The organism is Parasphingorhabdus sp., assembly GCF_965233695.1.
Lineage (GTDB): Bacteria > Pseudomonadota > Alphaproteobacteria > Sphingomonadales > Sphingomonadaceae > Parasphingorhabdus.
The window spans coordinates 3,258,853-3,271,628 of record NZ_OZ247497.1 but is presented as its reverse complement, the minus strand read 5'-3'; the positions used below and the strand labels follow the sequence as shown (position 1 = coordinate 3,271,628).

Below are 12,776 nucleotides of genomic sequence, written 5' to 3'. Positions count from 1 at the left end.
CCTTTCAGTGGACTGCTAAATATTCACTATAGGGGAATAAAAATGGATGGATTGAGAATAGGCAATTATGCGCTCGATACTGAGCTCATGATGGAGTGGGGTGAGAAACTCGGTATAGCGATAATCATCCTTGGGTTGACTTGGTTTGTTGCAAAAGGCGCAAAATGGGCTTTTGCAAAACTGGTCGATAACATCACCTTCCTGCAGCGTGACACCGGTTCCGGGGATTCCATCGGAATGTCGCTCGGTAAGATTGTATCGTTACTCATTTGGCTCTTCGGTCTGATTGCCGTGCTTTCCACCTTCGGCCTAAACAGCGTTATTGAACCGTTGCAGACATTGCTGGACGACGTGATGGGCTTCATCCCTAACATCATCGGCGCAGGCATTATCTTCTTTGTCGGGTCAATTGTTGCCAATATCGTCAAGCAGATTGTCGAAACCGCCATGATGACCGTGAATCTTGACAAATGGGCCAATAAAGCTGGCGCAGAAGAAGTCACCGGCAACAGCACAATCAGCAAGACAATTGGCACGATTGTCTATGTTCTGATCATCATTCCGATCGCCATATTGGCTTTGGATGCGCTGAATATGTCTTCCATTACCAGCCCAGCAACTGCTTTGCTGGACACCATCTTCACATCGATCCCTCTGGTTATCGGCGCTGCCATTCTGCTTGGCATTGCCTATTTGATCGCACGCTGGGTCGGCGGCCTCATTGAAGAGGTACTGCCAGGCTTGGGTGTAGATCGGTCGGTTAACGCACTGGGAATATTGCCAGAAAAAACTACGGTTTCATCTGTCGTCTCAAAAGTTGTGATCATTGCGATCATGCTTTTCGCAGCAATCGCGGCGACACGGATGCTGCAATTCCCAGAACTGACCAATATCTTGAATGAGGTATTGGCACTGGGCGGCAAAGTCATATTTGGCGGCGTCATTATCGGTCTTGGCTTCATGATCGCCAACATTTTGGCGAGAATCGTCGGCGGTGCATCCGAAGGCAGCATGGGCAGCCAGATTGTCAAATATGCCACGATCGTTTTGTTCGTTGCCATGGGCCTCAAATATATGGGTCTCGCCGATAGCATCATCAACATGGCGTTCGGGGCACTAGTCATTGGTGGCGGCGTTGCCGCGGCTCTGGCGTTCGGACTTGGCGGACGCGACGCAGCAGCCAAAACACTGGAAGATTTGCGATCCAGCAAACCAAAAACAACAGCGACACGAAAAACCGAAGCACGCAAACCAGCTGCCGAAAAATAAACTGATACAGATCATAAGGAACAAGGGCAGGTCCGGATGGGCCTGCCCTTTTCTTTTGTCCTTATAATCGGCTAAAGACCACCGATGCGCCGTTTCACTCAATTTACCTGTGTTGACTGGTCCGGAGCTAAGACGGAGCGCCCCGATGGAATTGCGGTGGCAACGATTGGTCCCGATGGACCACCAATCCTTATCTCCCCAGACCCCAGATGGTCCCGAGCAGATGTGCGCGACTGGTTGTTGCAGGTTGCCGCGACGAAGCAGAATATGCTGATCGGCTTTGACCTGTCCATGGCCCTGCCCTTTTATGATGCCGCAAGCTATTTCCCGCTATGGGATGACAGCCCTTCAGATGCATCAAGTCTGTGGCAATTAGTGGAAGGCTTATCCTCTGCCGACCCGCATCTGAACGTTCTCTCCTTTCTTGATCACCCACAAGCAAGCCGCCATTTTCGTCATAGCCGCGATCATGTCGGAGACCTGTTCACTGGCGGCACAGGCCGTTTGCGAGTGGTCGAGCAATATCAGCGTGAAACCGGTCAGGCCAATAGCGCCAGCTGTTTCAATCTGGTGGGAGCCGCCCAAGTCGGCAAATCAAGCCTGACCGGCATGCGGATGCTGCATCAACTAAACGGCGCCATCCCGATTTGGCCTTTCGATCCGATTCCCGACAGCGGGCCGATGATTGTCGAAATCTATACAACTATCGCCGCCCTTGCCGCCGGATTACCGAAGGGCAAAAGCAAGATCAGGGACCGTGACGGACTGGAAACGGCCCTTCGAGCACTCGACACGGCGCTACCCGGCAAGTTGCTGCAATATGATGACCACAGCACAGATGCACTGATCACAGCCGCATGGATGAAGAATGCCAGCGCAGACAAGCGCTTGTGGCACCCGCCCATGCTGACAGAGGAAATAGCGCAAAAAGAGGGCTGGACCTTTGGTGTTTTTTGAAGCAAAGAGCGCTCGTTATTGGCTAACGCCATAAAACCAGCGCCGAATTAGCTCAGCTGGTAGAGCAACCGCCTTGTAAGCGGTAGGTCATCCGTTCGAGTCGGATATTCGGCACCATTTTTTGCAGATTCAGAAATCATCCTGGGGATGTTTTCCTGCAAAAATCCCGACTGAAAAGGAGGGTGGCTGCAAATAACAGCGACGATCGCCAGCAATCCCCCGAGCCGCGCTGCCCAAATCCCCAAAATCCTTCGATAAACTCAGGATAGCCGCCGTTCCCCACCTTTGCCATCTGCCCCATATCTCCCAACAAAAAAGCCCCGCCAGTCTCCTGGCAGGGCTCCTTTCCCACGTGACGATCTCTTTTAGAACTTGATGCCAGCCCCAATGCCGTAACGGCGTGGATCCAGCGTAAAGATATTCGTGAACAGACCCGAAGACGCATCTGTCAGATACTGACCGGTGATAGAGTTGCTATCGAAGATGTTCTGGACAAACAGTTTCACAAACCATTTATCGTCCGTGCCGTTGAGCTGCAAAGATGCATTTGCTTGCGTAAAGCCCTGGATCTTGTTGACATTGCCATTAAAAATGCTGGCCGTCTGATCTCCCGTGTAGGCGATATCAACACGAGGTACCAAGGTCCAACCGCTGTCAAAGTTCTGAGTGTACTGGATACCGGCAGAGACTTTCACATTCGGTGCCTGCGGAAGGTCGTTGCCCTTCAAGTTAACTTGTACGCCTGGGCTAATCACTTGAATACCAGCTGCATCAAAGCCCGCACCAATGGCAGCGGCCTGCGCTTCTAGAACACCGCAAATGCCGAAGGCACCTGTGGAGGCAATATTGCCATCGGCAGGAAATGCCGTTGTTCCTTGCAGCCCCAGCCCACCGTTAATAGCGTTTACGAAGGCGTTGGTGCCAGCTGCATTGCCAGCTGTCCCCGGCACAACCGCACAGTTTGCACCATTGGTGATGTCCTTGATGATCACGGCATCGGCCCGTCCGCCACCTGGATCCCGCGGGTTGCTGAAGAATTGATCGCCGGTAACTTTCGTTTTCAGATAACTGAAGCCGAGGTTGATAATCCAATCCGGATCGGGGCGGATAAACGCTTCGATTTCGGCGCCGTAAATCTCTGCGTCGACGGTATCGTTAACCGCAGTTCTGGCGATAATACGGCTGAGCTGAAGATCTTTGTACTTGTAGAAAAATGCTGTTGCATTCAGTTGCAATGCACCGCCGGCAAAGGTGTTTTTGGAACCTATTTCAAAGGCATCAATCTGTTCAGAACCAAAGGATTCAGGAACCGCGAAAATTGGTTGCAGCGGCGGATTGATACCGCCTGACTTATATCCACGCGAATAGGACGCGTAGAGCAAATTGTCATCGGTGAACTGCCAATCAATCACGGCACGGCCGGTGATTTCATCAAAGGCAACATTGCGCTGTTGAACGATTTGATTGCCCGGTGTGCCGGGATCCGCGTCGAATGCTCCAACAAATGGTGAGGTAAACGCATCCGTGGTTTGTCCGAATGGCACCAGGAAGCTCGCCAAAGTGGAGCGCGCTTCAACAAACTTTTTGTCGTTATTGTAGCGCAAACCGCCTGTGAACTTCAGGTTGTCACTGATGTCAAAATAGACTTCGCCGAAAATACCGTAGGATTCGAGTTCGAATTCCCTTGTATTGTTGCGGAAATACGGAGTCCCTAAGAAACCGCCATTTGAGGCTCCCAATATACCAACGATATAATCAATCGCAAAGGCGTTCACATAGTAGCTATTCTGACCAAGATTATTTTCGGCATAAATACCGCCCAACAAAAAGTTGAAGGGTCCGTCAAAATCACTCGAAACGATACCCTCAATCGACCAGCTGGTGTTGTCTTGATTGGAACGATCCAGAGAAATCGGGCTATCCGCACATATCCGGTTTCCACCGTATGAACCCAATCCGATTGTGTCGGTATCTGATGTACATAGTTGCGTGCCAGATGTCACAGCGTCGAGTACAGGTGCAAAGGCAGCCAAAGGCCCGCCGGGGCCCGAGAGAGCAGCCAAGGTGCCGATTCCGGCATCAAAGGTGGTTCTATCCAAAACAGACAGGTTGTAGTCTTGCCGCGAATCAACCGAAGTTTCCTGATAAAGACCAGTCAAAGAAACCTGAATTGGACCAAAGTCATGCTCAATATGGGCCTGAAGCTGGAGTTCGTCGGTAAAATATTCAGGAGTGAAATCCGTGTTAACAACTCGAACATCATCAGGTTCATCAAAATTGGCATGGCCATCTGGACCGTATAGGCTGTTCAGGCCGATTGCTCCCGGCAAACCGTTGATGGCAAAAAACTCGCTTGATCCAAGAACACCCGTAAAGTTTGCGTTGGTATTATTCTTGTCGAAGTCGAGGCGGTTGTTCAAACAACCCAAAACACCGGTCGGATCACGCTGACACAGCTGTTTTTGAATACGCAGACGGTCATCATCCTCGCGGAAATAATATGCCATCAGGTTAACCGTGGTGTCTGGCGTTGGCTCCCATTTGATGGAACCACGAACAGCATACATGTCACGACCATCTATCCGGGAATCGTCAAACAGGTTTTTGGTATAACCATCGCGCTTCTGGTAAAAACCCGCAGCACGAAATGCCAACGTATCGCCAACAGGCACGTTGATCATGGCTTTGACCTGATAGGATTCGAAATTGCCAACCTGTCCTTCGACTGATCCCTTGAATTCGCCTAGTTCCGGCTTGGCTGTCACAACGTTTACCACACCGGACGTTGCATTCCGACCGAACAGAGTGCCCTGCGGACCGCGCAGAACCTCGACTCGTTCCAGATCAAAATATTCGGTTTCAAACAGACGTGTGTTGAACAACGGGGCATCGTTCAAGTGGATCGCAGTCGCCGAATCGCACGTCACGCCGACGCAAAGATCGCCGATGCCGCGGATGGTAAAACTCGATGCGGTAAAGTTACTTTTTGTAAAAGATACGTTGGGCAACGTGAGTTGCAGATCCGAAGCATTCTCGATCTGCTGTGCTTCGAGCGCTTTTGAATCAAAGGCCGAAACGGCAATCGGCACTTCCTGAAGACTCTGTGCCTGGCGCTGTGCGGTCACGATGATCACATTGTCATCGAGGTCATTGTCTGCTTGCGCCCATGCGGGTGTAGCCACTGCGGATATAGCTGTGGCGGCTAATAGTAACGATTTACGCATCATTCTCTCCCAATCCCGAACCATCATCCTGGAGAGTGAAGCTTTTGCTCATCCCTCCAGATGTTCTGATCTTCAACTAATCAATCGATTAAGTCCAGAATGAAATGATAAAAATGCACCAGCGCGTTACATTTTTGCACCTTTATTGCGTGAATCGCGGCAAATATAACACAAAAAAGCCCCGCCAGTTTCCCGGCGGGGCTCAATTGTTATTGGAACTTGGCTTGCTTTAGAATTTATAGCGCGCCGACACACCATAGGTCCGTGGCTGGTTGGGATAGCCGGTAAAGCTTCCTGCCTGACCAACGGAAGGAAACGCCGTGGTCAGATATTCCGCACCCGTTAGGTTACGTCCCCAAATGGTGAATTTGAGATCTTCGTTATAGGTCAACGTTGCCGAAGCGTTCAGCGCGTTTACTTCACGCGTGAAGTTGATAGCTGCCGGGTCGTTCGGGTTATCATCGAACAAATTGACCTTTGATTCATAGTGATAATCAGCCCGAAGGTTCAGACCAAGGCTGTCGCTGAGAAAGATGTCATAATCCACACCCAGAGTGGTAGACAATGCCGGGATGGTCGACGGAGTCGTTCCCGAGATATCGCCATTGATGCTATTCGGGAAACTGTCATAAACAGGATCAAGATAGACCATCGCAACACTCAGCGTCAGTCCGTCAATAGGTTTCACGTTTCCGTCAAACTCAATACCTTTGGTGCTTTGCTCGCCGGCATTAGCCAATTCGAAGCCCGTGCCATTAAAGACATTCGATTGAAAGCCTTTGATAGATTGTTCGAAGAATGTCAGGTTGAAAGCAGCAACGTCCCATTGGCCTTTGATACCAATTTCATAGACCGTGGCATTTTCCGGAGCCGCAAAGCGTGAACCAAATGTCTGGTTTGGTTGCAACAACCCGGCAGCACCCAATGCGGTAGCATCAGTTGCAAAAGGACGGCTGTCACGAGACAGGTTGATCGAGCTTGCTTTGAAGCCGGTTGCATAGCTTACATATACGTTCAGGCTTGGCGCAACTTCATAGGCCAGCCGTGCTGTATATGTTAGTTTGTCATCCTTTGTGCGCCCATCTTCAACCGAGTTTGGCAGATTGACCAAAGGCGGCTGGAATTGGAATGCACGCAGCCCATCAAGCGGGTTTGCGCTGGAACCATCTGGCAATGTTACCGTAGGGTTAGCCGCCAGGAATGCAGCTGTGCCGGCATCGACACCTGCGCCAAGCAATAGTTGCTCGCGAAAGGCGGTATATTGCGGCGCGTCAAAATCAATGGCTGCAAAAGCGTCTGAAGCGAGAACGTCGCTCGAGAAATTCTTGCGGTCATTGGTATAGTTCAGACCACCGGTCAGCACCAAACCGTCTGTGATTTCGAAGTCAACCGTACCAAAGATCGAAAAAGCTTCGTTTTTGAACGTGTAAACTTCGTCATAACCCGTGCCGCTAGCGAAAAACTGATTTGCATAAACAGCAGGCGATGCTGCCAGGCCGGCTGCAAAATCACTGCCGCCAAAAGCGCCTTCCAAGGTGGCAAAGTTCAAAGCACCACCGGTTGCAGCGCCAAGCAAGGCATTACCATAGGCACGGAAATCGTCGCCATATTCGATATCATTTACAATATCGATATTCTCGTTGAAATAATAACCACCCAACAGGAAGTTGATCGGGCCATCGAAATCGGACGCAATACGCAGTTCCTGGGTAAAGGTACGAATTTCCGTATCGTTGATGTTCTGGCCAAGCAGATCTGCTGACGTGAAGTCGGAGTCCTGATTACTGAAACTATCAACACCGCGATAGGCAGTGATGGACGTCAAACTAAAAGCACCTAGATCATAGTCGATCTGTGCAGAAATGCCGTAGTTTTCAATCTCGTTTTCAGATGGCAAGTTGGTGTAAACATCATAAGAAAACGGGTTTTCGGCATCAAAACCGACGCCGCCGGCCAGAGCATTAACAATGGCTCCGGTTGGTCCGTTGATAAGGTTGGCTGCAACACAGCAATCTTCATCAATTTTGTCATAGTCGGCGATCAATCGAACAGACAGATCGTCAGAGGGCTCAGCCAGCAACTGACCACGGAAGCCATAACGATTGCGCTCGTTAACTTCGGTCCCGAGGTTCAAGTCATCCGCGTAACCATCACGCTTGTTCAAATTTCCGGCCAGGCTGAATGCGATCGTGTCGCTAATCGGGCCCGTAATATCAGCCTTTGCGATAATGGCGTTAAAGTTGCCGTAGCTCAGTTCAGCAGACCCGCCGAAATCAAACTGCGGTTTTTGCGTCACGATGCTGATCACACCAGCAGATGCGTTTTTACCAAATAGTGTCGATTGTGGTCCACGCAGAACTTCAACGCGCTGCAAGTTTGGAAGATCGCCAATGGCCGCTGCTGACCGCGAACGATATACGCCGTCAATAAACACACCAACTGAAGGCTCGATACCAGCGTTATTCGCGCCGTTACCAAAACCACGGATAATGAAGTTCGTGTTGGCCGAGCTCTGCAGCTGATTAACGCGAAGCGTCGGAGCAATGGTTTGAAGGTCGTTCAAATCGCGGACCTGTGCTTTGGCAATATCTTCCGCGCTGGTCACTGACACAGCTACGGGAATCTCTTGCAGCGTCTGCTCACGTTTGGTGGCGGTCACGATGATCACATTGTCATCGATACTTTCTTCGTCCTGGACGTCCTGCGCATATGCCGGGACAGCTGAAATCAAGCCACCCACAGCGGTAGCGGTCAAAAACTTTGTAATATTCATTATTTACTCCTGAAACTTTTTTGCGGAGATCTAGCGAACTAGAACGACCCTCCAACTGCCGCCCGCATTGATCGAAACCGTCATAATAGTCCACAGCTTCTCATAGTTTACAGTACCGTAACTATTATTATTGCGAGGAAAGCCCCTAAAGCGTTGCAGCAAAGCAACATAAGGGTCGAATATCTTTGGAATGGTGCCCCTGGCCCGACTCGAACGGGCACTCCTTGCGGAACTGCATTTTGAGTGGGACGAGACAACCGTAACCATTTGATAACAAATTACAAATTTTCGGTCAAGCCAATTTTGTGTAAGGTTTTGTGTAAGTATTCAAGACATGTGTAAGGGAATCTCGCAAAAAGTGGGATGCGCCTATGATGGCCAGTCCTTCCCTTACAGCACTCTGCTCGGCTCTTAGATTGAAGGTTGATATATCACGATGGCCGGATTTGGGATTGGCTGATCGTTATAGCAAAAGCGGAACGACGGGTTTGAGGTGATCTCTGCCAATCAAGAGCTAGCGAACAGTCCGCAATGGGCGTGGCGTGACTACCAGCTTTCCCCAGCTGGAATTAGGGCTGACACGCTTTGTGCGTATGAGCGAGATTGAGGCCTTCTACGTAGCCGTTCTGCATTGGCCTGTCTGGGGCTATGTATTGGCACCCCATGCTGTGCTCACGTCAGAGCTGTGCCGAGTTCAGTTTCACGCAAATTGCTCGATGGGTCACACAGATAGAAATCGTGTCCCTCCCCTCCCAGCTTAGTCAGACGATTTGATTGCTTCATCAATTGCTTCAATTGCGCCGATAAGATCAGACCGCAATGCACTCAGCGACAATGCGGACACATTTAGCTCTCTGCCCGCCGTCATCAGCATGACAGCCATCACGGAGTCTGATTGTTTTCCAAGCATAATCAAATGCCAGCCACTTGGGCTGTGCGTTCCTGCAAGCCAATTCTTTGCGCTTCGTTCGCTAGCTCCAGTCCATTTCATGATCGTCTTGGCTGCTCGGCGAGACGTGCCCAGCTCACCTTTCAGTGCCTGGCCTATTGCGACTGCAAAATCAGCGCTGTTTGGATTGCTCGATATATTTGGAAAATTGTTGCCCGTTTTAGGAAACATATTGCCGATCCTTTCAGTGTAAGGCGGCAGGGCAATTACGTTGACTATTTTCCTTAGAAGGAACTGCATGGCATCATGGTTATTGAGTGGACGCAACCTGGAGAAGGAACGAAGGCGGACGGAAAGCCTGTCCGCGCCGCGAAATATGTCCGCATGTCCACCGAGCATCAAGAGCATTCAACGGACAATCAAACCGCTGCAATAGAGCTATACGCAGCGCAGCGCGGGTTCGAGATTGTTAAAACTTATGCCGATGAAGGCAAAAGCGGCCTGCAATTGTCAGGACGCGATGCTCTTAAATTACTGCTTGCGGATATTTCGGAAGGCCGTGCCGATTTTTCAGCTTTGCTGGTTTACGATGTAAGCCGCTTTGGCCGGTTCCAAGACCCCGACGAAGCCGCATCCTATGAACTCCTATGCAAACGGGCTGGCATTGCTGTTCATTATTGCGCCGAGCAATTTGAAAATGATGGCACGATAGGCTCGTCGATCATAAAAACTGTGAAGCGCGCAATGGCCGGTGAATATAGCCGCGAGCTCTCAGTCAAAGTCTTTGCTGGCCAATCCCATTTAATCAGCCTCGGTTTCCGCCAAGGTGGAGCCGCTGGTTTCGGTCTCCGGCGTATGCTTGTGGATCAGGCCGGAATGTCCAAGACTGAATTGGCACAGGGCGAGCACAAGAGCATTGCCACCGACCGAGTTATTCTGGTTCCCGGCCCCGAGGCGGAAATTGAAATCGTCCGGGAAATATATGACCGGTTTTGCCGTGATGGTTCGACCGAACTTGAGATTGCCCAATTCCTCAACAATCGAGGCATCCTCTCTGACTTAGGCAGGAAGTGGACACGCGGTTCCATCCACCAGATTCTCGTTAATGAAAAATATATTGGCAATAACGTCTGGGGTCGAACAGCTTTCAAGCTCAAGCAGCACCATGAAGATGTTCCGCAAGAAGACTGGGTTAGAGCCGACAAGGTTTTTGAACCGATTGTCGATCAGCATATTTTTGATCAGGCACAAGTCATTATTCAATCGCGATCCCAGCGGCTTTCCGACGACGAGATGTTGGAATTACTACGAAGTATCTATGAGAAAAATGGTCGATTGACTGGCCTCATTATTGATGAAGCCAATGACAGCCCTTCGAGCAGCGCATTTCAGTCGCGTTTTGGCAGCTTGCTCCGGGCCTACACACTGGTCGGATATGCGCCTGATCATGACTACCGCTATATCGAAATCAACAGGTCGCTGCGCCGTCTTCACCCGGTTATTTTGCAAGATATTGTTGCCGGAATTGCGGATAGCGGAGCAACTGTCAGTCAGAATTCTGAAACTGATTTACTGCGCATCAATGCTGAATTCACAGCCGCCGTTGTCATTTCAAGGTGCAAGTTGACTATCGGAGGTTCTGCGCGCTGGAAGATACGCCTCGATGAAGCATTGAAGCCGGATATTACCATTGCTGTTCGGATGGATGAGGAAAACCACAAGCCACATGATTATTATCTGCTTCCGCGTCTCGATATGCGCGAAGCCATATTGCGGATGGCAGAACATAATGGCCGTTCGCTTGATGCATATCGCTGCGAAACGCTTGAGCGGTTCTACAGTTTAACGGCGCGGGCGCGTCTGATGCGGGCCGCATAGTGTCTGAGGTTGCCGCCCAGAAAGTCGAAATGATCCCCATAGACAGCATTACGGTTGTCAATCCGCGCCTTCGAAACAGGAAGGTTTTCAAAGAGATTGTCGCGAATATAGCCCAAATAGGTCTGAAGCGCCCCATTACCGTTACGAGGCGGGATGATGACCCGCCTGCCTATGACCTGATTTGCGGGCAAGGGCGTCTGGAAGCATTTCGCGAGCTGGGACAAAACGATGTCCCGGCTCTTGTCGTTAAGGCCGACCCGGAAGATTGTCTCGTCGCCAGTCTTGTGGAAAATTGTGCAAGACGGCAACATCAGGCCATTGATCTGCTGCAAGACATAGGCGGCATGAGAAAGCGCGGCTATTCCGATACAGAAATCGCCCAGAAAACCGGGCTATCCTATGACTATGTTCACGCCGTGGGTCGATTGTTGGAACGCGGCGAAAAGCGCCTGCTGCGCGCGGTCGAGGCCGGTTATCTTCCGATCAGCGTGGCCATGCAGATATGTGAAGCTGATGACCACGGTGTGCAAGCTGCGCTGCACGAAGCCTATGAGAACAAGCTTTTGCGCGGCAAGAATCTACTCGCTGCGCGGAAGTTGGTTGAACTTCGCCAGCGCACCGGAAAAGGCCGCTCTGCATCGTCAGATCGTAAACGATCCGACCTTTCGTCAAATGGCATCGTGAAAGTTTTCGAGGAAGATACCGCGCGCAAACGGCTCATGATCAAACGGTCGCAGGCCACACGAAACAAACTCCTCTTTATCACAGAAGCCCTGCGGCAGCTTAATAGCGACGATACATTCATGGCTTTGGCAGAGGATGAAGAATTGACCGACATGCCAGCCCGCATTGCCGAGCGCGTTGCAGATAAACCGAATTCAGAGTGACCCGCGAACGTCGATCAAAAAAGCTGGTTCAGCTTGGTTTCGAGTCTGTAAGTCTCAAAATTTCTATTTCTGATATTGAACCGCTGCGAACGGTAGCGCCGCTAACCAAAAAGTCGGTAAAATATGGACAGATTGTCGCTTCGATTGTCGAAGTCGGTATTATTGAGCCGCCTGTTGTCGTTCGGAAGTCAGGCGAAGGTAAGCCATATCAATTATTGGACGGGCATATCCGTATCGAAATATTGAAAGAGCGCGGTGAAACCGAAGTGGTTTGCCTGATCGCCAAAGATGATGAGGCCTTTACATATAACAAGCGGATCAGCCGCATGGCGACCGTTCAGGAACACAAAATGATTCTGACCGCGATTCAGAAGGGCGTTCCTGAAGAAAGGCTCGCCCGAGCGCTCAACGTCAACATTTCGAGCATCCGAAACAAACGGCGACTCTTGGACGGAATTTGTGATGAGGTCGTGCAATTATTGCAGGACAGACATGTGCCGCTCAATACGTTTACCGAGTTGAAGCGCTTGAAACCGATGCGTCAGATCGAGGTCTCGGATATGATGATTGCCATGAACCGCTTCTCAATGACCTATGCCAAATCGTTGGTAGCATCGACACCGCAGCACATGCTGGTCAAGGACGAGCGAAAATCCATGAAAGGAATAAGCCCGGAACAATTGGAGAAAATGGAACGGGAATCTGCCAATCTCGAACGTGAATTCAAACTGATCGAGAATGAGTATGGAACGGACCATTTGGACTTAGTTTTGGCTACAGGATATTTGTGCCGTATGCTGGAAAATGCCCGAATGGTTGGGCATTTGGCGAAGTTTTTCCCCGAAATTCTAACTGAATTCCAAAACATCGCGCAAACGCGGACAGCGCCGTAGATGCCA

8 protein-coding genes and 1 tRNA gene are annotated in these 12,776 nt (G+C 50.5%); 6 read left to right on the top strand and 3 right to left on the bottom strand.

Annotation, left to right across the window (positions count from 1 at the left end):
• The first annotated feature begins 42 nt into the window (after nucleotides 1–42).
• The 3 genes from ACO6S1_RS15490 to ACO6S1_RS15480 all read left to right on the top strand — a co-directional run bounded on the left by ACO6S1_RS15490 (nucleotide 43) and on the right by ACO6S1_RS15480 (nucleotide 2,343).
• Nucleotides 43–1,269, top strand: a complete 1,227-nt coding sequence (locus ACO6S1_RS15490; protein WP_422343469.1) for a mechanosensitive ion channel — start codon at nucleotides 43–45, stop codon at nucleotides 1,267–1,269.
• Nucleotides 1,270–1,353: 84 nt separating this feature from the next.
• Nucleotides 1,354–2,226, top strand: a complete 873-nt coding sequence (locus ACO6S1_RS15485) for a hypothetical protein (protein ID WP_422343468.1) — start codon at nucleotides 1,354–1,356, stop codon at nucleotides 2,224–2,226.
• Between the two features lie 41 nt (nucleotides 2,227–2,267).
• Nucleotides 2,268–2,343 (top strand) — tRNA-Thr (locus tag ACO6S1_RS15480).
• A 248-nt stretch (nucleotides 2,344–2,591) separates the two neighbouring features.
• On the opposite strand, the gene ACO6S1_RS15475 is transcribed toward ACO6S1_RS15480, so the two are convergent.
• The 3 genes from ACO6S1_RS15475 to ACO6S1_RS15465 form a co-directional block, all read right to left on the bottom strand.
• Nucleotides 2,592–5,453, bottom strand: coding sequence for a TonB-dependent receptor (locus tag ACO6S1_RS15475; RefSeq protein WP_422343467.1), 2,862 nt, complete (start codon nucleotides 5,451–5,453; stop codon nucleotides 2,592–2,594).
• 226 nt (nucleotides 5,454–5,679) lie between these two features.
• Entirely contained in the window at nucleotides 5,680–8,223 is a 2,544-nt protein-coding gene (locus ACO6S1_RS15470; protein WP_422343466.1) for a TonB-dependent receptor, read from the bottom strand.
• Nucleotides 8,224–8,980: 757 nt separating this feature from the next.
• The gene (locus tag ACO6S1_RS15465; RefSeq protein ID WP_422343465.1) at nucleotides 8,981–9,412 is read right to left on the bottom strand and encodes a hypothetical protein; all 432 of its coding nucleotides are present in this window, start codon (nucleotides 9,410–9,412) and stop codon (nucleotides 8,981–8,983) included.
• Nucleotides 9,413–9,418: 6 nt separating this feature from the next.
• Between ACO6S1_RS15465 and ACO6S1_RS15460 the strand changes: the two genes are divergently transcribed.
• Genes ACO6S1_RS15460 through ACO6S1_RS15450 form a run of 3 tightly spaced genes read left to right on the top strand, consistent with a single transcriptional unit; the run spans nucleotide 9,419 to nucleotide 12,770 of the window.
• Nucleotides 9,419–10,990, top strand: coding sequence for a recombinase family protein (locus ACO6S1_RS15460; protein ID WP_422343464.1), 1,572 nt, complete (start codon nucleotides 9,419–9,421; stop codon nucleotides 10,988–10,990).
• Nucleotides 10,990–11,877, top strand: coding sequence for a plasmid partitioning protein RepB C-terminal domain-containing protein (locus ACO6S1_RS15455; RefSeq protein WP_422343463.1), 888 nt, complete (start codon nucleotides 10,990–10,992; stop codon nucleotides 11,875–11,877). Before ACO6S1_RS15460 ends, ACO6S1_RS15455 begins: the two co-directional genes overlap by 1 nt.
• Nucleotides 11,874–12,770: a plasmid partitioning protein RepB C-terminal domain-containing protein gene (locus tag ACO6S1_RS15450; RefSeq protein ID WP_422343462.1), complete on the top strand. Its 897-nt coding sequence runs from the start codon at nucleotides 11,874–11,876 to the stop codon at nucleotides 12,768–12,770. Before ACO6S1_RS15455 ends, ACO6S1_RS15450 begins: the two co-directional genes overlap by 4 nt.
• Nucleotides 12,771–12,776 lie beyond the last annotated feature (6 nt).